The 25,562-nt window shown below is 67.3% G+C and carries 21 protein-coding genes and 1 tRNA gene; 10 read left to right on the forward strand and 12 right to left on the reverse strand.

Features of this window, described 5'->3' with window-relative positions; genetic code table 11:
- Nucleotides 1-6 precede the first annotated feature (6 nt).
- From P8X75_00950 to P8X75_00970, 5 genes are all read left to right on the forward strand, one after another.
- On the forward strand, nt 7-801 hold the full coding sequence (locus tag P8X75_00950; protein ID MEJ1993766.1) for a CoA-transferase subunit beta: 795 nt from the start codon (nt 7-9) through the stop codon (nt 799-801).
- A gap of 12 nt (nt 802-813) precedes the next feature.
- A complete protein-coding gene (gene pcaF, locus P8X75_00955) occupies nt 814-2,019 on the forward strand; it encodes a 3-oxoadipyl-CoA thiolase (protein MEJ1993767.1) in 1,206 nt (401 codons plus the stop codon).
- A 96-nt stretch (nt 2,020-2,115) separates the two neighbouring features.
- On the forward strand, nt 2,116-3,027 hold the full coding sequence (locus P8X75_00960; protein MEJ1993768.1) for an efflux RND transporter periplasmic adaptor subunit: 912 nt from the start codon (nt 2,116-2,118) through the stop codon (nt 3,025-3,027).
- Complete coding sequence (locus P8X75_00965; GenBank protein MEJ1993769.1) at nt 3,028-3,255, forward strand: hypothetical protein; 228 nt, start codon at nt 3,028-3,030, stop codon at nt 3,253-3,255.
- 1 nt (nt 3,256) lies between these two features.
- Nucleotides 3,257-6,421, forward strand: a complete 3,165-nt coding sequence (locus P8X75_00970; protein MEJ1993770.1) for a multidrug efflux RND transporter permease subunit — start codon at nt 3,257-3,259, stop codon at nt 6,419-6,421.
- Nucleotides 6,422-6,432: 11 nt separating this feature from the next.
- Here the strand turns inward: P8X75_00970 and P8X75_00975 are convergent, their stop codons facing one another.
- Nucleotides 6,433-6,621, reverse strand: a complete 189-nt coding sequence (locus tag P8X75_00975; protein MEJ1993771.1) for a hypothetical protein — start codon at nt 6,619-6,621, stop codon at nt 6,433-6,435.
- A gap of 275 nt (nt 6,622-6,896) precedes the next feature.
- A complete protein-coding gene (locus P8X75_00980; protein MEJ1993772.1) occupies nt 6,897-7,046 on the reverse strand; it encodes a hypothetical protein in 150 nt (49 codons plus the stop codon).
- Nucleotides 7,047-7,358: 312 nt separating this feature from the next.
- Here P8X75_00980 and P8X75_00985 point away from each other — a divergent pair, with 312 nt between their 5' ends.
- Entirely contained in the window at nt 7,359-8,513 is a 1,155-nt protein-coding gene (locus tag P8X75_00985) for a PQQ-dependent sugar dehydrogenase (protein ID MEJ1993773.1), read from the forward strand.
- A 329-nt stretch (nt 8,514-8,842) separates the two neighbouring features.
- On the opposite strand, the gene P8X75_00990 is transcribed toward P8X75_00985, so the two are convergent.
- Complete coding sequence (locus P8X75_00990) at nt 8,843-12,160, reverse strand: AAA family ATPase (GenBank protein MEJ1993774.1); 3,318 nt, start codon at nt 12,158-12,160, stop codon at nt 8,843-8,845.
- Between the two features lie 195 nt (nt 12,161-12,355).
- On the opposite strand from P8X75_00990, the gene P8X75_00995 reads away from it, so the two are divergent.
- Nucleotides 12,356-12,550 carry a hypothetical protein gene (locus P8X75_00995; GenBank protein MEJ1993775.1) on the forward strand — a complete coding sequence of 65 codons (195 nt, stop codon included), beginning with the start codon at nt 12,356-12,358 and terminating at the stop codon, nt 12,548-12,550.
- A 127-nt stretch (nt 12,551-12,677) separates the two neighbouring features.
- Here the strand turns inward: P8X75_00995 and katG are convergent, their stop codons facing one another.
- Both katG and P8X75_01005 read right to left on the reverse strand, forming a co-directional pair.
- Entirely contained in the window at nt 12,678-14,840 is a 2,163-nt protein-coding gene (katG, locus tag P8X75_01000; protein ID MEJ1993776.1) for a catalase/peroxidase HPI, read from the reverse strand.
- Between the two features lie 169 nt (nt 14,841-15,009).
- Nucleotides 15,010-15,432 carry an SRPBCC family protein gene (locus tag P8X75_01005; GenBank protein MEJ1993777.1) on the reverse strand — a complete coding sequence of 141 codons (423 nt, stop codon included), beginning with the start codon at nt 15,430-15,432 and terminating at the stop codon, nt 15,010-15,012.
- 190 nt (nt 15,433-15,622) lie between these two features.
- Here P8X75_01005 and P8X75_01010 point away from each other — a divergent pair, with 190 nt between their 5' ends.
- Complete coding sequence (locus P8X75_01010) at nt 15,623-17,353, forward strand: adenylate/guanylate cyclase domain-containing protein (protein ID MEJ1993778.1); 1,731 nt, start codon at nt 15,623-15,625, stop codon at nt 17,351-17,353.
- 22 nt (nt 17,354-17,375) lie between these two features.
- On the opposite strand, the gene P8X75_01015 is transcribed toward P8X75_01010, so the two are convergent.
- Nucleotides 17,376-17,465 (reverse strand) — tRNA-Ser (locus P8X75_01015).
- A 204-nt stretch (nt 17,466-17,669) separates the two neighbouring features.
- Here P8X75_01015 and P8X75_01020 point away from each other — a divergent pair.
- Complete coding sequence (locus P8X75_01020) at nt 17,670-18,002, forward strand: hypothetical protein (protein ID MEJ1993779.1); 333 nt, start codon at nt 17,670-17,672, stop codon at nt 18,000-18,002.
- Nucleotides 18,003-18,012: 10 nt separating this feature from the next.
- On the opposite strand, the gene lepA is transcribed toward P8X75_01020, so the two are convergent.
- On the reverse strand, nt 18,013-19,815 hold the full coding sequence (gene lepA / locus P8X75_01025) for a translation elongation factor 4 (protein ID MEJ1993780.1): 1,803 nt from the start codon (nt 19,813-19,815) through the stop codon (nt 18,013-18,015).
- A 367-nt stretch (nt 19,816-20,182) separates the two neighbouring features.
- On the opposite strand from lepA, the gene P8X75_01030 reads away from it, so the two are divergent.
- A complete protein-coding gene (locus P8X75_01030; protein ID MEJ1993781.1) occupies nt 20,183-20,782 on the forward strand; it encodes a TetR/AcrR family transcriptional regulator in 600 nt (199 codons plus the stop codon).
- A gap of 22 nt (nt 20,783-20,804) precedes the next feature.
- Here the strand turns inward: P8X75_01030 and pheT are convergent, their stop codons facing one another.
- The 5 genes from pheT to rpmI are packed head-to-tail and all read right to left on the reverse strand — an operon-like array spanning nt 20,805 to nt 25,422.
- Nucleotides 20,805-23,210, reverse strand: a complete 2,406-nt coding sequence (gene pheT / locus P8X75_01035) for a phenylalanine--tRNA ligase subunit beta (GenBank protein ID MEJ1993782.1) — start codon at nt 23,208-23,210, stop codon at nt 20,805-20,807.
- Nucleotides 23,211-23,213: 3 nt separating this feature from the next.
- Entirely contained in the window at nt 23,214-24,284 is a 1,071-nt protein-coding gene (gene pheS, locus P8X75_01040) for a phenylalanine--tRNA ligase subunit alpha (protein MEJ1993783.1), read from the reverse strand.
- Between the two features lie 34 nt (nt 24,285-24,318).
- Nucleotides 24,319-24,801, reverse strand: a complete 483-nt coding sequence (locus P8X75_01045) for a hypothetical protein (protein ID MEJ1993784.1) — start codon at nt 24,799-24,801, stop codon at nt 24,319-24,321.
- A 4-nt stretch (nt 24,802-24,805) separates the two neighbouring features.
- Nucleotides 24,806-25,174 (reverse strand): 50S ribosomal protein L20, encoded by a 369-nt coding sequence (rplT, locus tag P8X75_01050; GenBank protein MEJ1993785.1) that lies wholly within the window; start codon nt 25,172-25,174, stop codon nt 24,806-24,808.
- A gap of 47 nt (nt 25,175-25,221) precedes the next feature.
- Entirely contained in the window at nt 25,222-25,422 is a 201-nt protein-coding gene (gene rpmI, locus P8X75_01055) for a 50S ribosomal protein L35 (protein MEJ1993786.1), read from the reverse strand.
- Between the last annotated feature and the right edge of the window lie 140 nt (nt 25,423-25,562).

Raw genomic sequence — 25,562 nt, forward strand, 5'->3', positions numbered from 1 at the left:
CAGGACATGAACGCTTTCACCCCCGCCGATTTCACCCCCACCGAGATGATGACCATCGCCGCGGCCCGCGCGCTGAAGAACGACGATGTCTGCTTCGTCGGTATCGGCGCGCCCTCGGCGGCCTGCAACCTTGCGCGCCTGACCCATGCGCCGGAGATCACGCTGATCTATGAGTCCGGGACCATCGGCACCAAGCCGCCGGTGCTGCCGCTGTCCATCGGCGACGGCGAGCTCTACGAGACCTCGGTCACGACCGTCCCCATCGTGGAGATGTTCCGCTATTGGCTCCAGGGCGGGCGCATCAGCGTCGGCTTTCTGGGCGCCGCGCAGATCGACCGCTTCGCCAACATCAACACCACCGTGGTGGGCGGCTACGAGGACCCGAAGGTCCGGCTGCCGGGTGGCGGCGGCGCGCCGGAGATCGCCAGTTCCTGCCATGAGATCTTCATCACCATGAAGCAGTCCAAGCGCGGCTTCGTCGAAAAGCTGGACTTCGTGACCTCCCTGGGCCACGGCGCGGGCGGCAAGGAGCGCGAAGAGCGATATGGCCTGAAGACCAAAGGCCCAACGCGCCTGATCACCGATCTGGCGATCTGGACACCTCATCCGGAGACCAAGGAGATGGAGGTGGCCTCGCTGCATCCGGGCGTCACGCGGGACGCCGTCCAGGAAAGCGTCAGCTGGCCGGTCCGCTATGCGGACGCGCTGAAGGAGACGCCGCCACCGACGGAAGAGGAGATTACCGTTCTGCGCGATCTGCAGGCGCGCACCAAGGCCGCGCACGAACGCGGCGCGAGGTAGGAAGGAACCGCCATGACCGAAGCCTACATCTGCGACTATGTGCGCACGCCCATCGGGCGCTTCGCCGGCGCGCTCTCCTCGGTTCGCACCGACGATCTCGGCGCGGTGCCGATAAAGGCGCTGATGCAGCGCCACCCCAGGCTCGACTGGGAAGCGCTGGACGAGGTGATCTACGGCTGCGCCAACCAGGCCGGGGAGGACAACCGAAACGTGGCGCGCATGTCCCTGCTTCTGGCCGGGCTGCCGCAGCGGGTCGGCGGCTCCACCGTCAACCGGCTCTGCGGCTCGGGGATGGACGCGCTGATCGGCGCGGCGCGCGCGGTGCGCCTGGGCGAGGCCGACCTGATCATCGCGGGCGGCGTTGAGTCCATGTCGCGCGCGCCCTTCGTCATGGCAAAGGCCGAGAGCGCCTTTTCGCGCAGCGCGGCGATCGAGGACAGCACCATCGGCTGGCGTTTCATCAACCCGCTCATGAAGCAACTCTACGGCGTCGATTCCATGCCGGAGACGGCGGAGAACGTGGCCGAAGACTTCGAGGTCGCCCGCGCCGACCAGGACGCCTTTGCTCTGCGCAGCCAGCAGCGGGCCGCCGCCGCGATGGAAGCGGGCCGGCTGGCCGAGGAGATCGTCCCCGTCACCATCCCCCAGCGCAAAGGCGAGCCGCTGTTGGTCGAACGCGACGAACACCCGCGCCCCGGCACCACGGCCGAACAGCTCGCCAAGCTGCCCGCCCCTTTCCGCGAGGGCGGCAGCGTGACGGCGGGCAACGCCTCGGGCGTGAACGATGGGGCGGCGGCGCTTCTGATCGCTTCGGAAGCGGCGGTCGGGCGATTTGGGCTGACGCCCATCGCGAAGGTGACCGGCGGCGCCTCGGCGGGCGTCGCGCCCCGCGTGATGGGCATCGGACCGGTGCCCGCGACCCTGAAGCTCACCCAGCGCCTCGGCATCGCGCCGGGCGACTTCGATGTGATCGAGCTGAACGAGGCCTTCGCCGCCCAGGCGCTGGCCTGCCTGCGGGAGCTGGGCATCGCCGACGACGCCGAACAGGTGAACCCGAACGGCGGGGCCATCGCGCTGGGGCATCCCCTGGGCGCTTCCGGTGCGCGCATCGCCGGGACGGCGGCGCTGGAGTTGAAGCGGCGCGGCGGGCGGCGCGCGCTGGCCACCATGTGCGTGGGCGTCGGCCAGGGAATCGCCGTGGCGCTGGAACAGGCGTAAATAGCGCCGAAAGCATTGCTTCTCCTCTGGCGATTACTTGCCAATGCTTTCATACTCCCGAGGGAACGGGTGAGACCTTGAGAGGGAGCAGGCCACGTGATCAGTATTACCGGCTGGACCAAAAGCACTCCGGCGTTGCTTTTGGGACTCCTGCTCCCTTTGCTTGCCGCTTGCGATCAGGATAGCGGACAGGGCGCGCAAAGCGCTGGCGCGCCGCCGCCCGCCGTGGTGGTCTCCCCCGTCACCCAGCGCGAGGTTTCCCGCTCTCTGGAGTTCGTCGGTCGCAGCGTCGCCTTCCAGCGGGTCGACATCCGCGCCCGCGTGACCGGGTTCCTGGAAGAACGCCCCTTCAAGGAGGGCGCGAAGGTCGAGACGGGCGATCTGCTCTACAGCATCCAGCGCGAAGAATTCGAGGCCGCGGTCTCCGCCGCCGAGGCCCAGGTCGCGCGCGCCGAAGCGGCCCTGGTAGAAGCGGAACGCTCGCTTGAGCGCTCGCGCGTCCTGGCCGAGCGGCAGACCGTCAGCCAGGCCGCCCTGGACGAGGCCGTCGCCAAGGAGGCCGGGGCGCGCGCCGATCTGCAAAGCGCCCAGGCCGTCCTCAAGAACGCTGTGATCGACCTCGGCTACACCCGCATAGCCGCGCCCATCGCCGGGCGTATCGGCAGCACGGCGCTCGACAGCGGCAACCTGATCGGGCCGGACAGCGGCGTGCTCGCCACCATCGTCGCCACCGATCCCATCGAGGTGCGCTTCGCCCTCACCGAGGCGGAGATGCTGAACTACAAGAAGCGCCAGGCGGACGGGACATCCCGCGCCTACACGCCGCGCCTGCGGCTGGTGAACGGCGAACTTCTGGAGGGCGAAGGCGAGCTCGCCTATCTCGACAACGAGGTCGACCCGACCACCGGCACGGCGGCCATCTTCCTGCACTTCCCCAACCCCGCCGAACTGGTCCTGCCCGGCCAATTCGTCACGGTCTTGCTGATCAGCGTGGAGCCGGAGCAGTAGGTGGTGGTGCCGCAGTCGGCGGTGCAGACCAATCAGGCCGGGCCCTTCGTTCTGGTTGTGGACGGCGAGAACCGGGTCGAGGCGCGGCCCGTCGGACTGGGCGAGCGCTCGGGCATCGACGTGGTGGTGGAAAGCGGTCTTGAGCCAGGCGAGTCCATCGTCATTGAAGGCATTCAGAAGGTGCGGCCGGGCGCGCAGGTGACACCGACCCAGGCCTCCGGTTCCTGACATGATCAGCGGCTTTTTCATCGACCGCCCGAAGTTCGCCTTCGTCATCGCCATCGTCACGGTGCTGGCCGGTCTGCTGGCCATGACGCGCCTGCCGATCGCGGAGTTCCCGGAGATCACGCCGCCGCAAGTGCAGGTGACCACCAGCTACCCCGGCGCCAACGCCCAGACCGTGGAGGAGACGGTGGCCGCCGTGATCGAGGCGGAGGTCAACGGGGTCGAGGACATGATCTACATGTCCTCCAAGAGCGCCAACGACGGCAGCTATTCCCTGGCCGTGACCTTCTCGGTCGGCACCGACAGCGATCAGGCGCAGATCAACGTTCAGAACCGCGTGGCGCTGGCCACGCCGCGCCTGCCCCAAGAGGTGGCCCGACAGGGCGTAACGGTGAACAAGCAGTCCACCTCCATGCTGATGGTGATCTCCGTCTTCTCGCCGGACAACGCCTTCGACGACATCTTCCTGTCCAACTACAGCTCGATCAATCTGCGCGACGCGCTGGCCCGCGTGCCGGGCGTTTCCGACGTGGCGATCCTGGGCGAGCGCGCCTATGGCATGCGCATCTGGCTCGACCCGCAGCGCCTTTCCTCCTTCGGGCTGATGGCGAGCGACGTGATCGCCGTGATCCGCGAGCAGAACCTGCAGGTGGCCGCCGGCAGCGTCGGCGAAGCGCCCGCGCCCCCCGACACCCAGTTCCAGTATTCGATCCAGGCGCAAGGGCGCCTGACGGAAATCTCGGAGTTCGAGAACATCATTCTGCGGGCGCGCTCCGATGGATCCATCGTGCGGCTTTCGGACGTGGCGCGGGTCGAGCTGGGGGCGCAGAACTACGGCTGGTTCGGCGAGCTGAACGGCGCGCCCGCCTCGATCCTGGCGATCTATCAGCTGCCCGACGCCAACGCGCTCGACGTCGCCGACGGGGTGACGGCGGAGATGGAGCGGCTGTCGGAGCGCTTCCCGCAGGGCCTGGAGTATCAGGTCACCTACGACACCACGGACTATGTGCGCACCTCCATGCGCGAGGTGATGATCACCCTGTTCCAGGCCCTGGCGCTGGTCATCCTGGTGGTCTTCATCTTCCTTCAGGACTGGCGCTCGACCCTGGTGCCGACCATCGCGATCCCGGTGTCCCTGATCGGCACCATGGCGGCGCTTCTGGCGCTCGGCTACTCGATCAACACCGTCAGTCTCTTCGGCCTGATCCTGGCGATCGGCGTGGTGGTGGACGACGCCATCGTGGTGGTCGAGAACGTGCAGCGCCACATGGCCGACGGGCTCACCCCGCGCGAGGCGACCTGGACCGCCATGAAGGAGGTGACGGGACCGGTCGTGGCCACGACCCTGGTGCTGCTCGCGGTCTTCGTGCCGGTCGGCTTCACGCCCGGCCTGACAGGCGAGCTTTATAAGCAGTTCGCGGTCACCATCTCGGTGGCGGTCGCCATCTCCTCGATCAACGCGCTGACCTTGAGTCCGGCGCTCTGCGCCTCCTTCCTGAAGCCGCCCAAGACGGTGCAGCGCGGCCCGCTCGCCTGGTTCGAGAAGGTGATCGGCGTTTCGCGCAACGGCTACGGCAAGGTCGTGGGACTGATGATCCGGCGGGTCTTCATCTCCCTGGTCGCGTTCGTCGCGATCCTGTTCGGGGCGGGCAAGCTGATGACCGAGCTGCCCACGGGCTTCGTCCCCTCCGAGGACCGGGGCGCCTTCTTCGTCGATATGCGCCTGCAGGACGCCGCCTCGCTCCAGCGTACGGCGGCGGTGATGAGCGAGGTGGAGACCATCCTGATGGAGACCGAGGGCGTGGAGGCGGTCATGTCGATCGGCGGCTACTCACTGCTCGCCGGATCGGTGCTGCCCAACTCGGCCTTCCTGATCGCCAAGCTGGAGGACTGGTCGGAGCGCGAGGACCCCTCGCTGCACGTCAACGCGATCCTGGCCAAGGTGCGCGGACAGCTCTTCGCCATTCCGGAGGCCACCATCCTGCCCTTCAACCCGCCGCCGATTCCGGGGCTGGGTTCGACCGGCGGATTCGAGTTCATCCTGCAGGACACCGAGGGACGGTCGCCGGGCGAGCTGGCCCAGGCCATGGGCGGCCTGATCATCGGCGCCAACTCCGCGCCGGAGACCAGCTCGGTCTTCTCGACCTTCCGGGCCAACGTGCCGCAGCTTCAGCTTGAGTTCGACCGGGAGCGCATCAAGACCAGCGGCGTCTCCCTGGACGCGCTGTTCCAGACGCTATCGGCCAACCTCAGCCCCTTCTACGTCAACGACTTCAACAAGTTCGGGCGGGTCTACCGGGTCATGTTGCAGGCCGAACAGGGCGCGCGCGCGACGGCCGAGGACATCGGCGCTCTCTATGTGCGCAACGAGAGCGGAGAGATGGTGCCGCTGCGCGCGCTGCTCTCGGTCGAACCGACGCTCGGGCCCGAACGGATCGAGCGCTACAACCTCTTCCGCTCGGCCACGATCAACGGCGACACGGCGCCCGGATATGCCTCCGGCCAGTCGCTCGCGGCCATGGAGCGCGTGGCGGGCGAGACCCTGCCGGAAGGCTTCGTCTACGAGTGGACCGGCATGGCGTTCCAGGAGATCGCGGCGGGCGAAGCGGGAAGCTTCATCCTGTTGCTGTCGGTGATCTTCGCCTACCTCTTCCTGGTCGCGCAGTACGAGAGCTGGACCGTGCCCTTCCCGGTCATGCTCTCCATCGGCGTGGCGATCTTCGGCGCGGCGGCGCTGTTGCTGGGCCGCGGCATCGCGCTCGACACCTACGCGCAGGTCGGGCTGGTGCTATTGATAGGCTTGGCGGCCAAGAACGCGATCCTGATCGTGGAGTTCGCCAAGCAGCTGCGCGAGGAGGGAAAGCCGCTCGGCGAGGCGGCGCTGGAAGCGGCGACCCTGCGCTTCCGCGCGGTGCTGATGACGGCCTTTTCCTTCATCCTGGGCGTGCTGCCGCTGGTCTTCGCCAGCGGCGCGGGCTCGGCGGCGCGTCAGTCGGTCGGCACCACGGTGATGGGCGGCATGCTGGGCGCGACCTTCGTCGGGATCTTCTTCATCCCGATGCTCTACGTCGCCTTCCAGGGTCTGCGCGAAAAGGTCAAGGGAACCGGCAAGGCGGCCCCTGCACCTACTGCTCCCCCAGTCCCGGCGGAAGGCGAAAGCGGCGGCTGAGGCGGCGCGCCTCAGCGCAGGCCCCGCTCCAGCCCTTCCTCTTCGGTCAGGTGGTTCTGGCTCTCCTCGCAGAGCGCCTTCAGGCCGTGGTCCCCAAAGGCGATGGCGATGGCACCGCAGACCAGCGAGATGGCCTGTTCCTGCGGCACCTTGACCAGGGAGGCGGCCAGGCGGCGTTCGGCGTTTTCCAGTTCGGACATGGGGTGTCTCCTCTCCAGGCTCTTTGAAAGCCATTGCTCCAGACCCCGAGACTAGCAACGGGCGGGCGCCCCGGACCTTGATCCACCTCAATCAACCGGCCCCGAGCGGCGCGGAAACGAAAGCAGAGCTGCGGGGAGACAAAAAACGGGGACGGAGCAGGACCCATGGTAACGGCGTCCGGCTCCGCCCCCGAGGTGGGGCAAGCAGTTCTGTTCAAAAATCCCGGTCTTAGCGGTTCGCGCCAGGAGGGGGAGCTTTTAGCCGCCCCTATCTCCTAGCCGCCCATGACGCTGAGCAGCAGGAAGAGCACGCCGCCGAACAACAGGCTCGCGATGGCGAGCTCGCCATAGCCGGCGATGCGGGCAAGACGCGCCTCGCCTTCCTGCGCGTTCTTCAACTCGCGCGACAAGCGGTTGCGGTCCATGTCCTTAAACTCCCACGACGATCCAAAGGAACCCAGCCGTCGCGGCGGCGAAGGCCAGATAGGCAAAGACCGTTTCCTTCGGCATGTAGACGCGGTTTCTGCGTGGCGGCATTGTGACCTCCTCGAAACGAAGGTCGTCCCCTTTTGTCGGGTCGATCATAACAGTCTTTACTGTTTTTTAAGAAATATTAATTTTCCACAGTTCGCGCTCAGGCGGCTGCGCCTTTGCCTTCAAGGCCTTGCGGCCCCATCTTCGTGAGGAGAGCGGCCCCGCCCGCAAGATTCGGCCATGACGACGGAGACAAGAGCCCGATGACCCGAGAAGCCACCCTCCTTCCCGCCCTCCTGCTGCTGTCCCTTGTCCTGGCAGTCCCGGTACCCGCAGCGGCCCAGGAGTTTGAAAGCCGGGACTATGCGCTGACCGTCGAGCGCTTGCCAGGCGAACTCGACCATCCCTGGGGCATGACCTTCCTGCCGGACGGCGCGCTGCTGGTGACCGAGCGGCCCGGACGGCTGCGCATCCTGGAGGGCGCGGCAGGCGGGGCCGAGGGGGTCCGGCTCAGCGAGCCGATCACGGGCCTGCCGAGGGTCTACGCCTCGGGCCAGGGCGGGCTGCTCGACGTGGCGCTCGACCCGGCCTTTTCGGAGAACCGGCTGATCTACCTCTCCTACGCCGAGGCGGGCGACGGCGGCGCGGGCACGGCGGTCGCCCGCGCGCGCCTGAACCGCGAGGCGCTGGCGCTGGACGGCCTTCAGGTGATCTTCCGCATGCAGCCCAAGACCTCCGGCGGGCGGCACTTCGGCTCGCGTCTGGTCTTCGGGGCGGACGGCGCGCTCTTCGTCACCCTGGGCGATCGCGGCGAGCGGGAGCGCGCGCAGGACCCCGGCGTCAACCGGGGACAGGTGGTGCGCATCAACCCGGACGGCTCGATCCCGGCGGACAATCCCTTCGTCGGGCGCGCGGGCTACCGGCCGGAGATCTGGTCCTTCGGCCACCGCAACCCGCAGGGCGCGGCCCTGCACCCTGAGACCCGCGAGCTCTGGACCATCGAGCACGGCGCGCGCGGCGGCGACGAGGTGAACCGCCCCCTGCCCGGCCGCAACTACGGCTGGCCGGTGATCTCCTACGGGCGGCACTATTCCGGCGGCCAGATCGGCGTCGGCACGGAGAAGGAGGGCATGGAGCAGCCGGTCTACTACTGGGACCCCTCCATCGCGCCGGGCGACGCCACCTTCTATGACGGCGATCTCTTCCCGGCCTGGCAGGGCGACCTGCTGGTCACCGCGCTCAAATACCGCCTCTTGGTGCGCCTGGATATGGAGGACGGCGAAGTGACCGGCGAGGAGCGCCTGCTTGAAGGCCTGGGCCAGCGCCTCCGCGACGTCGAGGTCGGCCCCGACGGCGCGATCTACCTGCTCCTCGACGAAGATGGCGCGGCGGTCCTGAGGGTGACCCCGGCGGGGTGAACAAGGCGGTCTTGGCGCGCCCTCGCGTGCTCGTCCATCAGGCACCGCAACTGGCTAGTCCACCGGCTCCCACCGTCGATAGACCCGGGCGTCCAAGGTGTTCAGATAGCCGAGCGGTTCATCGGTCACGGCGAATTCGATGTCGACGGCTTCCAAGCCCCTAACGAGGCTGCTGGAGAAGTTGAGGGCGACTATTTCCGCGTTCTCCCGGTCGGTCTCCGTGGCTTCCTCCTAGACATAGAAACGGAACAGCGCGCGCTTCCCGCCGTACTTGAAGGCGAGGCGCTTCAGGTCCTGTCCGCTAGGTCCTGTCCGCTAGGTCCTGTCCGCTAGGTCCCGTCCATGAGCGCGCGGCGTTCGGCGTTGATGGTCTGCTCCAAGCGCAGCCAGTCGAGCCCGGCCACGGTCTTGCCCGCCTCCTCCAGCGCGGCGGCGGCGGCGGCGTTGTCGCCCTGCCGCCGGGCGTGGCGGGCGTGGAGCAATTGCGCTTCGGCGAGCAGGCCGCGCATGTCGAGCGCCGCCGCCTCGCGCCGCAGATCCTCGAACAGCCGCTCGAAGACCTGCTCGAAGGCCGGCGGCCTCTCCTGCCTCGCACCGCGCCACCGGCCCCAGAATCCGCGCGCGCCGCACTTTTCCTCCGCCCCGTCCAGCAGGCCCGCGCGCAGCAGTTCCAGGCGGGCGAAGCAAGCGGCGCGGCGGTTGCCGCTCTCTTCGAAGTGGGCAACCCCCTCCTTCAGCCAGGCCCGCGCGCGCTCCACCTCCCCTTCCTCGGCCAGCGCGCGGCCATAGGCGGCGTCGCCGGCATAGGCGAAGAAGAGCGCGCCGATGCGGTCGCTGCGCCAGGGCGCCTCGCGCAGCAGCGCAAGCCCCTCCTGCCGCTGGCCCACGGCGCAGAGCGTCATCCCCTGGGACAGCCGCGCCATCATGTCGTCGAAGCCGCAGGCGGCGGCCTCGCGCCCCTCGGCGCAGGCCTTCAGCGCTTCCGCCGCGTTACCGATCCGGGCCTCGGAATCGGCCAGCAGGCAGGAGCCCCAGCAGGCCGCTGGCGGATAGGCCGAAGAGCGGCCGAACTCGATCAGCTCCAGCGCCAGGCGCCGGGCCTTTCCGATCTCCCCCCGCTGGGTCGCAGCGGCCCACTGCGGATAGAGGCCCAGCAGCATCAGGTAGTTCTCCGACAGCTCCCCGCCCAGCGCCATCAGGCTGCGGCAGCGCGCATCGAAGGTCTCGGGCGTCGCGGCCTCTCCGCAGATGCTGTCGAGCCAGAGCAGCTCGCCGCGCGCGTAGCCGGCCGCCTTCTCCACCTCCAGGCCTTCTGCGATGGCGAGCGCCTTGCCCAGGGTTTCGCGCGCCTCGTCGAGACGGCCGGCGTGCATGTAGCCCTCGCCGATCCAGGTGAGCGCGAAGGAGACCTCCTCGATCTCCCCCAGCGCGCGGATGGCAGCGAGGTTGTTCTGCGCCAGGGAGACCATGCCCGGAAAGTCCAGGTTCCAGCAGCGCACCTGGGAGAGGTTGACGATGGAGCTGGCGCGTAAAATCTCCTCCTCGCGCTCCCCCTGTTCGGGCAGCAGTTCGATGCAGCGCGAGAACCAGGTCTCCGCATCCTTCAGCGCGAAGAACTCCAGCGCCCGCTGGCCCGCGAGATGCGCGTAGCGGCTGGCGAGGCGCGGCGCGCCGCCCTCCTCGAAGTGGCGGGCAAGTTCGGAGGCCACCTCCTGCTCGCGCCCTTCGTAGCCGGCGGCCAGACGCTCGCCGAGACGCCGGTGAAGCTGCTCGCGGTTCTCCTTCAGAAGGCTCGCGTAGATCGCATCTTGCAGCAGCGCGTGGTGGAAGCGGTAGAAGCCCGGCGTCTGCGGGTCGTGATGGATCAGCCGCGCCCGCTCCAACTCCGCCATCAGCGCGCGGTCCTCATTGGATTCCAGGATCAAGCCGCCGTCGAAGCGGCGGCCCGCGACGGAGGCCAACTCGGCCAGCGAGCGGGCCGCCTGCGAGAGGCTGTCGACCCTCTGCATCAGGAGGCCGGCAAGCGTGTCGGGAACGCCCGCCTCCTCGTCCGGCCGCCGCGCGCGCTGCCCGCCCAGGTGCTGGCCCAGCGCTTCCAGGAACAGCGGGTTGCCGCCTGCGCGCTCCACGATCTCGCGCAGCGCTTTCTCGTCCTCCGCAGCTGCGCCGCTCAACTGCGCGTTCAGGATCATGAGACCCTCGTCCGCCAGCAGCGGCTCCAGGTCGAGCAGTTCCACGCCGCCCCCCTCCGGCCAGGGAGAGGCGTAGCGCCGCCGCGCCGTCATCAGCAGCAACAGGCCCTTGCGGTTAGGGTCGGCCACCAAGCGCAGCAGCAGCGCCTGAGAGCGCTCGTCGATCCAATGCAGGTCGTTGATGAAAAGGATGGTGGGCGCCAGACGGCCCAGCCCCAGGAAGTGCTTGACGAGCGCATCCTCACTGCGGCGGCCGACAAGGTCGGGCCGCACCGCCGCGCGGGCCGGATGGTCCAGATCGAGCAGCCTCAGCAGATAGGGGATCTCCTCGCTCTCATCCAAGCCGTCGCGCAGCATCCGTTCCACCACCGCTCCGGTATCCGTTTCGCCGGCTTCCGCTGCCCCCGCGCCGCCCAGGTACTCGCGGCGCAGAAGGTCGACGAAGGGATAGAAAGCGGTCGAGGTGGCGTTCGAGGCGCAGTGCCCGTGAAGGAGCTTCGCCCGCCCCTCGATCTGCCCCAGGAATTCGGCGACCAGCCGGGATTTCCCGATCCCGGCCTCGCCTCTGACCTGGACGGCGACGGGCTCGCCCAGCTGGGTGCGCGAAAAGGCGGCGGCGAGCAGGCCCAGTTCCCGGCGGCGGCCGATCAGCGGGGTCTGCTCGTCGATCCCGCCGCTTTCCAAACCCTTCTTGGCGTCGGCGAGACCGGTGACTTTCCAGGCCGCCACCTCCTCGGAAAAACCCTTGAGGCGCTGTGGGCCGAGGGCCTCGCTCGCGACCTGCCTTTCGACCAGCCGGAAGGTTCGCGGACCGATCACCAGACTGTTGGAGGGAGCGATGGCCTGTAGACGGGCGGCGAGGTTCGGCGTCTCTCCCACCACGGTGTGCTCCTGAGAGGCCGCCTCGCCGATGATGTCGCCGACCACGACGAGGCCCGTCTCGACCCCGATCCTGACCGCCAGAGGCGGGTCAGCGGTCATGACGCTTCTGATGAGGCTGAGGGATGCGCGGACCGCGCGGAGCGGGTCGTCCTCGTTGGCCTTGGGGTAGCCGAAATAGGCCAGGACGCCGTCGCCCAGGTACTTGGCGACGTAGCCACCCTCCCCCTCGATCGCCGTTCTGGCCCAGTCCTGATAGCGGCGCAGCGTGGCGCGGTAGGCTTCCAGCCCCAGGCTTTGCGACAGCTCGGTGGAGGCCACAAGATCGGCGAAGACCAGGGTCAGTTGCCGCTTGTGCCCGCTGCTTTGCGCCGGCGCGGTTTCCCCCGGGGCGGCGCGAAGTTCCTCCAGAGCTTTCAGAATCTTCTTGCGGTGCCCGAGCGCGGCCACGCCCAGGTCCTTCAGGTCCCGGTCGGTCAACTCCAGCAGGGTATCGCTGTCGATCGCGTTCTCAGCGAAGGCCTCGCCATAGGCTTCCAGCCCCAGGCCGCTGAGAAACTCCTCAACGTCGGGCAAACCCGATCCCTCCCATGTTTCCAGAAGGAGTCTACCATAGAGCGGCAATAAGAGATCCCCGCCAGCTCTTCCCGAGTAAGCAGCCGTGAAACGCCGGATGACCCGGCCCAGGCGTATTGCGGTCTTGAGGCGCGGGGAAGCAATGCTAGGTTCTCTGGCGCGCCGCTCTTCAAGAAGCCGGATTGGATGGGCCCGATGACCGACTCTGAACAGATTTCCCGCCTGCTGCATGACGCCAACGGATCCGTTCAGGCGATCGTGACCTTTCTCGAATTCCTGGAGGATGAGCCGCTTTCCGAGGAGGTTCGCAGCGAGCTTGAAGCGACCCTGGAGAAGAGCGACAAGCTGATCCGGGAACTGCGCGAGCTCCGGCAACTCCTGCCGCGTTAGGCGGCCCGGCGGGCGCCGAAAGGCTCTCTTTCTCTTTGACAAAGAAAACGGCGCTGCAAGAGGACTGCAGCGCCGTTTCCGGTATAGGGTCGGACCCGGCGGGTCCGGGGATCCCTAAAGGGGGTCCTTAGGCGAGATCGAAACGATCCGCGTTCATCACCTTGGTCCAGGCCGCAACGAAGTCGGCGACGAACTTCGCCTCGCTGTCGTCCTGGGCGTAGACCTCGGCATAGGACCTGAGGATCGAGTTCGAGCCGAACACCAGGTCGATGCGGCTCGCCGTCCACTTGACCTCGCCGGTCTTGCGGTCGCGGATCTCGTAGGCGCCGCCCGAGGCCGGCTTCCATTCGTAGGCCATGTCGGTGAGGTTCACGAAGAAGTCGTTGGTCAGGGCGCCCTTGCGAGAGGTGAAGACGCCCTGCTCGCTGCCGCCGTGGTTGGCGCCGATCACGCGCAGGCCGCCGACCAGCGCGGTCATTTCGGGAGCGGTCAGGCCCATGAGCTGGGTGCGGTCGAGCATCAGCTCCTCGGGCTTCACCGCGTAGTCCTGCTTCAGCCAGTTGCGGTAGCCGTCGTGGATCGGCTCCAGCACCTCGAAGGACTCGGCGTCGGTCATCTCCTCCGTGGCGTCGCCCCGGCCCGGCGCGAAGGGCACCTCGATGTCGTGACCGGCCGCCTTGGCCGCCTGTTCCACGCCGAGGTTGCCCGCAAGCACGATGACGTCGGCGATGCTGGCCCCGGCCTCAGAGGCGATGGGCTCCAGCACCGACAGCACCTTCGCCAGACGCTCGGGCTCGTTGCCCTCCCAGTCCTTCTGCGGAGCCAGACGGATGCGTGCGCCGTTGGCGCCGCCGCGCATGTCCGACCCGCGGTAGGTCCGGGCGCTGTCCCAGGCGGTCGCCACCATCTCCGCGATCGAGAGGCCGCTCTCGGCGATCTTCGCCTTCACGGCCGCGACGTCGTAATCGGTCGGACCGGCGGGGACCGGGTCCTGCCAGATCAGGTCCTCCTCGGGCACGTCGGGGCCGAGGTAGCGGACCTTGGGCCCCATGTCGCGGTGGGTCAGCTTGAACCAGGCGCGCGAGAAAGCCTCGCGGAAGGCTTCGGGGTCCGCTTTGAAGCGCAGGGAAATCTCGCGGTAGACCGGGTCCATCTTCATCGCCATGTCGGCGTCGGTCATGATGGGGTTGAGGCGGATCGAGGGGTCCTCCACATCGACCGGCTTGTCCTCTTCGGCGATGCCGACCGGCTCATACTGGGACGCGCCGGCCGGGCTCTTGCGCAGCTCCCAGTCATACTTGAAGAGCAGCTCGAAATAGCCGTTGTCGAAGACGGTCGGATGGGTGGTCCAGGCGCCTTCGATGCCGCTGGTCACCGTGTCGCGGCCCCGGCCCTTGCCGTTGGGATTGCTCCAGCCGAAGCCCTGCTGGTCGACGTCCGCTGCTTCAGGATCGGGGCCGAGGAGACTGGCGTCGCCGTTGCCGTGGCACTTGCCGACGGTGTGCCCGCCCGCCGTCAGCGCGACGGTCTCCTCGTCGTCCATCGCCATGCGGGCGAAGGTCTCGCGGATTTCCTTGGCCGTCTTCAGCGGGTCCGGCTTGCCGCCCACGCCTTCCGGGTTCACGTAGATCAGGCCCATCTGCACGGCGGCCAGAGGGTTCTCCAGCGAGCTGGCGTCCTCGTCGCTGGCGTAGCGGTCGCGGCCCAGCCACTCCTTTTCAGAACCCCAGTAGACGTCCTTCTCCGGATGCCAGATGTCCTCCCGGCCAAAGCCGAAACCGAAGGTCTTCAGGCCCATGGACTCATAGGCGATGTTGCCCGCCAGAATCATGAGATCGGCCCAGCTGATCTTGTTGCCGTACTTCTTCTTGATCGGCCAGAGCAGCCGGCGCGCCTTGTCGAGGCTGACGTTGTCGGGCCAGGAGTTCAGGGGCGCGAAACGCTGATTGCCCGTGCCGCCGCCGCCGCGGCCATCGGCCAGACGGTAGGAACCGGCGGCGTGCCAGGCCATGCGGATCATCAGGCCGCCGTAGTGGCCCCAGTCGGCGGGCCACCAGTCCTGACTGTCGGTCATAAGCGCGTGGAGGTCCTTCTTGAGGGCCGGGACATCGAGCTTCTTCACCTCTTCGCGATAGTCGAAGTCCTTGCCCATCGGGTCGGTCTTGCTGTCGTGCTGATGAAGAATGTCGAGCTTCAGGGCATTGGGCCACCAGTCCATCACATCGCTGGCGACGCTGGTGCTGCCGCCGTGCATGACCGGGCATTTGCCCATCTTGCTGTCTCCGTCCATGTCGCTTTCCTCTCCAAGGTAAAGTGCGTTTTCAAATTCGAGGCCGGAGGGCTCCGGCGCGCCTGTTGCTCATGAAGATAATAATTAGAATTATTCTAAACAAGCAAATTCGGCTGACCGCACCCAAGACCCTCTCCGGGCGCACTGGAATCCGTGGCGCTCTGCGCCGTCAGGACCCTCTATTGAGCCTCTCCAGCCCCCGGATGCCGTCGGCGTAGGCGCTCTCGAACATCTCCTTCATGGAGGCCTCGACCTCCGGGCTCGCATCGAAGCGGCAGGACCAGGAGACCTTGGAGCAGCCGCCGCCGGCGTCCTCCACCGTCACGGTCCCCACGTAGTTCTCGATGGGCAGGGGCGATTTCAGGGTCTTGTAGACGAGCCTGCGCGCGCCGTCGTCGAGAGACTCCAGCCGTTCGTGGAACTCTCCGCCGTCCGGAAGGCGCAAGACCCGGGTCGCGCCCTCGCCCTCTCCTTGAGTGGTCGAACTCGCGAAGACGGAAAAGAAGGTCTCCAAGCCCGAGAAAGCCCGGATCATGCGCCAGACCGGCTCCGCCGGCGCGGCGATCGTGGTGCTGTAGTGAACTTCGGCCATCCTTGTCTCCTCCCGTTCTTGCGGCCGGGATGAGGGGGAGCTTCACCGTCGCGGCCGCTCCTGCCAGGCCGGAAAAGTCTACGCCTCCCGCCTTGCCCCGGCAAATCTGCGCCGCTCGTCGCCTGGAGAGCGAAGATGGACCCTCCGGATGGGGTGCCCTAAGCTTGCAGGGGATTAGGGAGCGTCCAAGGTGAAACGCCGACTTGCCGCGATACTTGCCGCCGACGTGGTCGGGTTCAGCAGGCTCATGGGCCTGGAGGAAGCCGGCACGCTGGAGCGCCTGAAGAGGCTGCGTTCGACGATCGTCGATCCGTCGATCCGGGAGCGGGGCGGACGCGTCGTGAAGCTGACCGGCGACGGTCTGCTGGCCGAGTTCCCGAGCGTGGTGGAGGCCATCGAATCCGCGCTCACGATCCTGAGGAATCTGGCGGCCTTCGAACCCGGTTGCGCCGAGGAGCGCCGCATCAGGCTGCGCATCGGCATCCACATCGGCGACATCATCATCGAGGGCTCGGACATCTACGGCGACGGCGTCAATCTGGCCGCGCGGCTGGAAGGGATCGCGGACCCGGACTCCCTCTGCGTTTCAGAGGACGTCTACCGGCAGGCGCGGAACAAGCTCCCGGTGGATTTCATCGACCTCGGCATGAAGGAGTTCAAGAACATCGCCGATCCGCTGCGCGTCTATCGGATCGATCCGGCCGGCGCTGCGAACGCCCCAAAGGAAAAACCTTCCGCCACACCGGAGAGGCGGACGCCGTCAATCGCCATTCTGCCCTTCAAGAACCTCTCAGGGGACGCGAGCTTCGACTACTTCTGCGACGGCTTGGCCGAGGACCTCATCACCGAGCTTGCGCGCCACAAGCACCTCTTGGTCATTGGGCACCGCATCTCCTCCAACTACGCGGAGCGCGATGCCGATCCGGGCAGGATCCACCGGGAGACCGGCGCCAATTTCATTCTGGACGGCAGCCTGCGGGTTCTGGGCAACTCCATGCGGGTCACGATCCGCCTGATCGACGCGATCAGCGGCGAACACGTCTGGGGCGACCGCATGCAGCGCGAAGTCGAGGATGTCTTCGCCCTCCAGGACGAGATCGTTCAGCGGCTCATCGTGCAGTTGACCTTCGATCTGGACGAGGCGGTCTGGCGTCAGCGCGAACGCGACCCCACCACCTCCAAAAGCGCCTACTCGCTTTTTCTCAAGGGCCGGAGAGCCTGGCGGGCGGGCGATGAAGCCGGGGCGCTGAAGCTGGTGTTGGAAGCGATTCAAGCCGACGACGGCTATGCCCGCGCGCAGGCCTACGTCGGGTATTTCTATGCCTATAACCTCTTCAGTCAGACGCTCGATCTGGACGAGGAGGAGACGATCGAACGCGCGCGCGAGCACATGGAACGCTCCTTGAGCCTGGACAACACTGATCCCTTCGTCTTGCAGCGGGCAGCCATGACCTTCCTTCTGATCGGCGATCCCAAGGCTGCGCTGAAGCACGCCGAGGCTGCCGAGAAGGTGAGCGCGCGCGACAGCGAGATTCTGGTGATCAATGGCCTCATTCAAGTTTGCTGCGGCGGCGACAAGGTCGCCGGGCTGGCGGCTCTCGAGCAGGGGCTGGCGCTGGAACCCCGGCCCACGCCAGGCTACATCTGCGCGATGGTGGACGCGCGGCACATCGTCAGAGACTACCAAGGCAGTCTGGAAGCGCTGCGCCCCATCCTGGATCCCCCGCACTATCTCCAGCTGTGCGAGGCCGCCAACCTCGCGCGTCTCGGCAGGACGGAGGAAGCCCGCGACGTGGTGCGCTCCATCCCGCCAAGCTTCTCGGCCGAACGCTTCGCACGCTCGGAAGCCCGCTCCTGCGCCGACCCGGCCGACGCGGAGCACTGGCTCGAAAGCTTCCGCCTCGCGGGCGTCGAGGTGTAGGAACACGGCAGGTTGAAGCGGATGGCGGAGAGGGTGGGATTCGAACCCACGAGGCGGTTTCCCGCCCACACGCGTTCCAGGCGTGCGCCTTAAGCCACTCGGCCACCTCTCCTTGATCCCCGGACGGGGGCGCGGTCAGCGCCTGCCGAAGCGCGGAGGAAACTAGCCGAGCGCGCCGGGCATTGCAACGTCTAGAACGCGGTTTTTAGCGGCTGAGCGGCGGCCTTGGGAATTCACCCTCAACAGGCCGCGCGCCATGCCCTATAGTGCGCCCTTGAGAGAGGGCTTCACCAGGGGACCGCGAAGGACCGAGGCCATGATGCTCATCAAGAACCTGCTGCGCCTGTTGGGGCTGTTGCTCCTGCTGGGCGCCTTGGCGGCGCTGATCTACGACCTGGGGGGCTTCGCGCCGCCCAGCGACCAGCAGTTCTCCCCGCTCGGCCAACTCTGGTTCCAGCTCCATCCGGGCAGCCTCAACATGCTGCAGGCCGGGATTGAGCGGAACCTGGACCCGGACCTCTGGCACGAGACCATCTTCCCCATCCTGGAACTGCCGGCCGTCTTCGTGCTGGCGCTTCCCGGACTGGTCCTGCTGCTGCTCTCGACCTTCGTCCGCAAGCGCGAGAAGCGTCACCGCCTGCGCCGCTAGAAGCGCTTCCTCAGGAGTTGTCCATCTTCAGCGCCGCCAGGAAGGCGGACTGCGGGATCTCCACGTTGCCGACCTGACGCATGCGCTTCTTGCCGGCCTTCTGCTTTTCCAGGAGCTTGCGCTTTCGCGTGATGTCGCCGCCGTAGCACTTGGCGGTGACGTCCTTGCGCAGGGCCGAGACGGTCTCGCGCGCGATCACCTTGCCGCCGATGGCGGCCTGGATCGCGATCTTGAAGAGCTGGCGCGGGATCAGGTCCTTGAGGCGAAGGCAGAGCGCGCGCCCGCGGGTTTCTGCCTGACTGCGGTGGACCATGATGGAGAGCGCCTCCACCGGTTCCTGGTTCACCATGACCGACACCTTGACCAGGTCGCCTTCGCGGTACTCCTCCAGGTGATAGTCGAAGGAGGCGTAGCCCGAGGTGACCGACTTCAAGCGGTCGTAGAAGTCGTAGACCACCTCGTTCAGCGGCAGCTTGTAGACCACCATGGCCCGCGACCCGGCGTAGGTCAGCTCGACCTGTTCACCGCGCCGGTCCTCGCAGAGCTTCAAGACCGATCCCAGGTAATCGTCGGGCACCAGGATGGTCGCGCGGATCCAGGGCTCCTCGATGCTGCGGATGCGGGTCACTTCGGGCATGTCGACCGGGTTGTGCAGCTCGCGCTGCGTGCCGTCGGTCATGGAGAGCTTGTAGACCACGCTCGGCGCGGTGGTGATCAGTTCCAGATCGAACTCGCGCTCCAGGCGTTCCTGCACGATCTCCAGGTGCAGCAGCCCCAGGAAACCGCAGCGGAAGCCGAAGCCCAGCGCCGCCGAGCTCTCCGGCTCGTAGAAGAAGGAGGAATCGTTGAGCGCCAGCTTGCCCAGCGCCTCGCGCAGCTCCTCGTAGTCGCTGGCGTCGACCGGGAAGAGGCCGCAGAAGACCACGGGCACGGAGGGCTGAAAGCCCGTCAGGGGCTTGTCGGTCGGGCGGCGCTCGTCGGTGATGGTGTCGCCGACCTTGGCCTCCTGAATGTCCTTGATGCCGGCGACGACGTAGCCCATCTCGCCTGGGCCGAGCTGTGTCACCTTCTTGCGCGCGGGCGCGAAGATGCCGACCTCCTGCGCGTCGTGGAGCGCGCGCGTGCCCATGAAGCGCACCTTCATGCCGGGCTTGATGACGCCCTCCATGACCCGCACCAGGGAGACCACGCCCAGATAGACGTCGTACCAGGAATCGACCACCAGCGCCTTCAAGGGCGCATCGGCGTCGCCCTGGGGCGGCGGCAGGCGCTCGATCAGCGCCTCCAGCACGTCCTCGATCCCCTGGCCGGTCTTGGCGGAGATGGCGATGGCGTCGGTCGCGTCCAGGCCGATCACCTCCTCGATCTGCTCCATCACCCGCTCGGGCTCGGCGGCCGGCAGGTCGATCTTGTTGAGCACCGGGATGATCTCGTGGTTGTGGTCGATGGCCAGATAGACGTTGGCCAGCGTCTGGGCCTCGACACCCTGACTGGCGTCGACCAGCAGGATCGAGCCCTCGCAGGCCTTGAGGCTGCGCGAGACCTCGTAGGAGAAGTCCACGTGGCCCGGCGTGTCGATCAGGTTCAGGACATAGGTCTCGCCGTTGCGCGCCTTGTAGGTCAGGCGAACGGTCTGCGCCTTGATGGTGATGCCGCGCTCGCGCTCGATATCCATGGAGTCGAGCATCTGCTCTCGCAGCTCGCGCATGGAGACGGCTTCGCAGCGCTGGATCAAGCGGTCGGCCATGGTCGACTTGCCGTGGTCGATATGGGCGATGATCGCGAAATTCCGGATGTGCTTCAGGTCGGTCATGAGCGGCTTTCTAGGGCCAATGGGGCCCAAATGCCAGAGAAAACAAAGGCTCCCGGCCTCGCTGGATAGATAGCGCGGAAAGCCCGGCTTGAAAGCCCTGCCGGCGCGGCGCGGACGGGGAAAAATCGACTCCTCCGGTGAACCGACTCGCGCGCGGCTGCGTAAAAGAAAATAAGACAGAAAAACGCCAAGCTTCCTGGACCATTCATCCCCCCCGTGATGGATTGGCAATATCGATCGGCCCGCCGCTTCCCCCCTAGAGCGGGGGGCCGCTTTCTTTTCGGGGCGCCGCGCCCTTTTTCTTGCGCTCGCTGCGCGCGCTGGGCCACCCTCTCCTCTGCCCTGCCAGAGCGAAAGCCCTAAGCCCATGAGCCAAACCCAGCCGCCGCAAGAGACCGAGACAGCGCGCAAGCGCCCGGGCCGCAAGCCCCTGGTCAGCCGCGAGGCCTGGATCGAGGGCGCCTGGGCCTTCCTTTCAGAGGCAGGCGACGAGGCGCTGCGGGTCGAGGTGCTGGCGCGCCGCCTGAAGATCACCAAGGGCAGCTTCTACTGGCACTTCGCCGATCGCGAGGCGCTGATGAAGGCTGTGCTGGAGATGTGGGAGCGGCGCGAGAGCGAGGGCCTGACGGCAGCGCTGCACGGCGGAGAGGCGGACAGCGGCAAGCCGAAAGCCAAGCTGCGCGGCCTCCTGTCCTGGCTCGCCCCGCGCCTGGGCGGCGAAGCGGGCCTGCGCCTCTGGGCCCGCCGCGACAAGCGCACCGCCAAGGTGGTCGCCACCATCGACGCCCAGCGCCTCTCGGTCCTGGAACACGCCTTTGCGGAGAGCGGCGCGGGCAAGAAGGAAGCCGCCGCCCGCGCCCGCCTCGCCTACGCCCTCCTGATGACCGACCCCTTCCTGCAAACCCCCGGAGAGGCCGCCGAGAACGCCGCGGACCGGGCGCTGAAGTTGCTGGTGAAGGGGAAGTAGGGTTTCGGCGGCAAAGCGCCGCCTAACCCCTCAGCGTTCCGCCGGTGGCCTTTTCGACCTGTTCGACGACCTTCTTTGCCACCGCCTCGATCTCGGCGTCGGTGAGGGTCTTTTCGCGGGGTTGCAGGGTGACTTCGATGGCCAGCGACTTCTTGCCTTCCGGCACGCCCTGGCCCTGGTAGAGGTCGAAGACCTGCACCTGGACGATCAGCAGTTTCTCGGCGGCCTTGGCGGCGCGAACCAGCTTGTCGGCGGGCAGTTCGGCGTCGACGATGAAGGCGAAGTCGCGCTTGACCGGCTGGAAGGCCGAGGCCTCCAGCGCCGGGCGCAGGGTGCCCTTGGACTTGGGCACCGGCACCTCGTCCAGGTAGAGCTCGAAGCCGACCGCCGGGCCGCGCAGCTCGACGGCCTTCAGCACCTTGGGGTGAAGCTCGCCGAAGCTGGCCAGGACCTTGGGGCCCAGGCGCAGCTGGCCCGAGCGGCCCGGATGGTACCAGCCGGGCGCATCGCTCGAGACCTGAAGGTTGTCGACCGGCGCGCCGACCGCCTCCAGCGCTGCGAGCGCATCGCCCTTGGCGTCGAAGGCGTCCAGGGGCCGCGTCTTTTCCGACCAGTGGCGCGGCACGCCGGCGCCCGCGCGCAGGCCCGCGATCACCTCGCGCTGCCCGTCCGGGCCGTCGTCGTGGTAGTCCGCGCCGACCTCGAAGAAAGCCAGGTCGGGATAGCCCCGGTCGCTGTTGCGCGCCGCCGCCTCGACCAGATTGGCGATCAGGGTCGGGCGCATGGCGTCCAGGTCGGCGGAGATGGGGTTGTCGAGCAGCAGCTTTTCCGGCACCGGCTGGAAGACCCGCGCCAGCTTGGAGGAGAGGAAGGAGAAGGTGACCGTCTCGTTCAGGCCGCGGAAGGCGAGCGCGCTGCGCGCATGGCCGATGCGCCGCCCGGTCAGGCTGAGCGCAGGCTGCGGCAGGTCGGTCTCGCGCTCCAGCGCGACGATGGGAATCTCGTCGTAGCCGTGAATGCGCAGGATCTCCTCGACCAGGCAGGGCTCCAGCTCGATGTCCGGCCGCCAGGAGGGGCTGAGCGCGACGATCTTGCCGCCCTCCTCGCTCACCTCGAAGCCGAGGTCGGAGAGGATGCGGCTCTGCTCGGACGCCGGCAGGTCGATGCCGCCCAGGGTCTTCACCCGCTCGGGCCGCAGTTCGATGCGCTTGCGCGTATCGGGGATCTGACCAGCGGAGACGGCGTGGCTCGCCTCCCCGCCGCAAAGCTCCTGGATCAGGCGGGTGGCAACCTCGACGCCCCAGTCGGCGGACTGCGGGTCCAGGCCGCGCTCGAAACGATAGCGGGCGTCGGAGAGGATGCCCAGACGCCGTCCCGAGGTAGCGACGCGCACGGGATCGAAGAGCGCCACCTCCAGGAAGACCTCCGTGGTCTCCTCGGTGACGCCGGATTCCTCGCCGCCCATGATGCCGCCGATGCCCTGGAGCGTGCCCGCGGTCTCGTCGGCGATCACCACGGTCTCGCCGTCGAGCTTGTAGGTCCGCTCGTCCAGCGCCTCCAGGCTCTCGCCCTCCTTGGCCAGACGCATGGAAAGGTCGCCCTTCAGCTTGGCCGCGTCGAAGACGTGCAGCGGGCGGCCGAGGTCGAAGGTCACGTAGTTGGTGATGTCCACCAGCGCCGAGATGGGCCGGAGCCCGATGGCGGTCAGGCGGCGCTGCATCCAGGCGGGCGACGGGCCGTTCTTGACGCCCTTGAAGTGACGTCCGGCGACGTAGGGACAGGCGTCCTCGGCGCCCTCCGGCAGGGCACGGACCCACTTGATGGGGCTGTCGTAGCCGCCCTCGATCTTCGGCGCGTTCAGCGGCTTCAGCGTCCCGAGACCGGCGGTCGCCAGATCGCGCGCGATGCCGCGCACGCCCAGGCAGTCGCTGCGGTTGGGCGTGATGGCGATCTCGATCACGGGATCGTCGAGCCCGGCGATCTTGGCGAAGGGTTCGCCCAGGACCGCGTCCTCGGGCAGCTCGATGATGCCCTCATGATCGTCGGAGAGGCCCATTTCCCGCTCGGAGACCAGCATGCCGTTGGACTCCTGACCCCGGATCACGCCCTTCTTCAGGTCGATGCCGGTGCCGGGGATGTGGGTGCCGGTGGGCGCGAAGACGCCCTTCATGCCCGTGCGCGCGTTGGGCGCGCCGCAGACCACCTGCACATCGCCCTCCTTGGTCTCGACGATGCAGACGCGCAGCCGGTCGGCGTCGGGATGGGGCTTGGCTTCCTTGACGTAGGCCACCGTGAAGGGCGCCAGTTCGGCGGCCTTGTCCTCGACGCCCTCGACCTCCAGGCCGATCATGGAAAGCTTGGTGACGATCTCGTCCAGGGACGCCTGGGTCTCCAGGTGATCCTTCAGCCAGTTGAGGGTGAACTTCATGACCTAGAGCCCCCTCACCAGACTGGGAACGTCGAGCGGCAGGAAGCCGTAGTGCTTCAGCCAGCGCAGATCGCTCTCGTAGAAGGTGCGCAGATCGGGAATGCCGTACTTCAGCATGGCGATGCGCTCGATCCCCATGCCGAAGGCGAAGCCCTGATACTTGTCGGAATCGATGCCGCAGTGGGCCAGCACCTTGGGGTGCACCATGCCGCAGCCCAGGATCTCCAGCCAATCCGCGCCCGCCCCGATCTTCAGTTGCCCGCCGTCGCGCGAGCAGCCGATGTCGACCTCGGCGGAGGGTTCGGTGAAGGGGAAGTAGCTGGGCCGGAAACGGACCGGCAGATCCTCCACGTCGAAGTAGGTGCGGCAGAAGTCGATCAGCGTGCCCTTCAGCTCGCCCATGTGGGCCTTCTCGTCGATCACCAGCCCCTCGACCTGATGGAACATCGGGCTGTGGGTGGCGTCGGAGTCGGAACGGAAGGTGCGGCCCGGCGCGATGATGCGGATCGGCGGCGTGGTCTTCTGCATGGTGCGGATCTGCACCGGCGAGGTGTGGGTCCGCAGGACCTGACGCGTGCCGTCTTCGCGCGGCTTCAGGTAGAAGGTGTCGTGGTCCTGACGCGCGGGGTGCTCCTCGGGGATGTTGAGGGCCGTGAAGTTGTGGAAATCGTCTTCGATGTGCGGCCCGGTCGCGACCGAAAAGCCCATCTCGCCGAAGATCGCCACCAGTTCGTCCACCGTGCGGCTGATCGGGTGGATGCGGCCCAGTTCGCCAGGCCGGGCCGGCAGGGTGACGTCGATGGTCTCGCGCGCGAGGCGGGCGTCCAACTCGGCGCTCTCCAGCCCCTCCTTGCGGGCCTCGATGGCCTCCGCGATCTCGTCCTTCAGGCGGTTGAGGGCCTGGCCGCGCTCGCGCCGCTCGTCGGGATCGAGCTGGCCGAGCGACTTCATCTGCTGGGTGATCAGCCCCTTCTTGCCGAGCGCCTCGACGCGCAGGGCCTCCAGCGCCTGGAGGGTTTCGGCCTCCTCGGCGCGCTTGGTCAGCTCGGCGCGCAGTTGGTCAAGTTCGCTCATGACATCCCCGGTGGGTATTCCCTTGAAAAAGCCTCTATTCGAGCTGCAGGAGCAACAGGTCCATGGCCCCGGCGAGCAGGCCGCGCGACTGGCCGTCGATCACGACGTCCTCGCTTGAGACCTTGCCGGACTGCCGGTTGTGGACCCAAAGGAGCTGAATGACGTGGTCTTCGCCCCTGTTGTCGGTCTTCTCGATGCGCGCCTCGACCAGCACGATCTCGTCCTTGCCCTCGACGTAGGGCCCGGCGGACCAGTCGTAGGTGCCGCGCGCGCCCGCGATCTCCTGAACCAGCTCGGCGTTGGTCAGGCCGGTGGCGCTCTCCGCACCCTGGACCGCTGCGATATCGCCCTTGTAGCCCTCGCAGGCCGACAGCAGCAGAAGCCCGGCCAGAAGGACCGGCGTCAGCAGGCGGCTGGGAAAGGTGAAAGACGGCATGCGCATGGAAAGCTTCTTGCCGGACGGGGAAGCGGCCCCGCCCGACAGACCCTTTGCGGCCATCGGGCGGGAGCGTTCCATCGTCTTACTTCTGGGCGCTCTCGCGGGCGGCCTGGGCCTGGTCCACGAGGGACTTAAAGGCCTCGGGCTCGCGGATCGCGATGTCGGAGAGGACCTTGCGGTCCAGCTCGATGCCGGCCTTGTTGAGGCCGTCCATGAGCTGGGAATAGGTCATCCCGTGCTCGCGCGCACCGGCGTTGATGCGCTGGATCCAGAGCGCGCGGAAGCTGCGCTTGCGCGCGCGGCGGTCGCGGTAGGCGTACTGCCAACCCTTTTCGACCTTCTCCACGGCGACGCGGAAGATGTTCTTGTTGCGGCCACGGTAGCCCTTGGCTGCCTTGATGACCTTCTTGTGCTTGGCGTGGGCGGTGGTGCCCCTTTTAACGCGGGCCATGACGGCACTCCTTCTTTAATCGGTAATCGCTGCTCGGCAACGCCTGGTCAGGCGTTGGGCAGGAAATAACGGCGCACGAACTGAGCGTCGGAAGCGGCCATGATCTGCGTGCCGCGTGCCTTGCGCTTCATCTTCTGGGTGCGCTTGCGAAGGTTGTGTCGCTTACCTGCGAAGTTCATCCGGACCTTTCCGGTGCCGGTCAAACGAAAGCGCTTCTTGGCGCTCGAATTGGTCTTCAGCTTGGGCATTTCGTCATCCTCTTGAGTTCTGGTGCTTGGTCGATGAACCAAATGAAAAGCGACCGGGCATGCCCGTAACAAAGCCCGCCGCTCTTAAAGCCCTCTTTCGAGAGACGCGGGGTTATAGCCGGGAGAAAGGCCGATGGCAA

The sequence above is a fragment of the Limibacillus sp. genome (genome assembly GCA_037379885.1).
Taxonomy (GTDB): Bacteria; Pseudomonadota; Alphaproteobacteria; order Kiloniellales; family CECT-8803; genus JARRJC01.

Coding starts and splice junctions, on each gene's coding strand:
- P8X75_00950 (MEJ1993766.1), top strand. CDS start 7: ATGAACGCTTTCACCCCCGCCGATTTCACCCCCACCGAGATGATGACC.
- pcaF (MEJ1993767.1), top strand. CDS start 814: ATGACCGAAGCCTACATCTGCGACTATGTGCGCACGCCCATCGGGCGC.
- P8X75_00970 (MEJ1993770.1), top strand. CDS start 3,257: ATGATCAGCGGCTTTTTCATCGACCGCCCGAAGTTCGCCTTCGTCATC.
- P8X75_00975 (MEJ1993771.1), bottom strand. CDS start 6,621: ATGTCCGAACTGGAAAACGCCGAACGCCGCCTGGCCGCCTCCCTGGTC.
- P8X75_00980 (MEJ1993772.1), bottom strand. CDS start 7,046: ATGGACCGCAACCGCTTGTCGCGCGAGTTGAAGAACGCGCAGGAAGGC.
- P8X75_00985 (MEJ1993773.1), top strand. CDS start 7,359: ATGACCCGAGAAGCCACCCTCCTTCCCGCCCTCCTGCTGCTGTCCCTT.
- P8X75_00995 (MEJ1993775.1), top strand. CDS start 12,356: ATGACCGACTCTGAACAGATTTCCCGCCTGCTGCATGACGCCAACGGA.
- katG (MEJ1993776.1), bottom strand. CDS start 14,840: ATGGACGGAGACAGCAAGATGGGCAAATGCCCGGTCATGCACGGCGGC.
- P8X75_01005 (MEJ1993777.1), bottom strand. CDS start 15,432: ATGGCCGAAGTTCACTACAGCACCACGATCGCCGCGCCGGCGGAGCCG.
- P8X75_01020 (MEJ1993779.1), top strand. CDS start 17,670: ATGATGCTCATCAAGAACCTGCTGCGCCTGTTGGGGCTGTTGCTCCTG.
- lepA (MEJ1993780.1), bottom strand. CDS start 19,815: ATGACCGACCTGAAGCACATCCGGAATTTCGCGATCATCGCCCATATC.
- P8X75_01030 (MEJ1993781.1), top strand. CDS start 20,183: ATGAGCCAAACCCAGCCGCCGCAAGAGACCGAGACAGCGCGCAAGCGC.
- pheT (MEJ1993782.1), bottom strand. CDS start 23,210: ATGAAGTTCACCCTCAACTGGCTGAAGGATCACCTGGAGACCCAGGCG.
- pheS (MEJ1993783.1), bottom strand. CDS start 24,284: ATGAGCGAACTTGACCAACTGCGCGCCGAGCTGACCAAGCGCGCCGAG.
- P8X75_01045 (MEJ1993784.1), bottom strand. CDS start 24,801: ATGGAACGCTCCCGCCCGATGGCCGCAAAGGGTCTGTCGGGCGGGGCC.
- rplT (MEJ1993785.1), bottom strand. CDS start 25,174: ATGGCCCGCGTTAAAAGGGGCACCACCGCCCACGCCAAGCACAAGAAG.
- rpmI (MEJ1993786.1), bottom strand. CDS start 25,422: ATGCCCAAGCTGAAGACCAATTCGAGCGCCAAGAAGCGCTTTCGTTTG.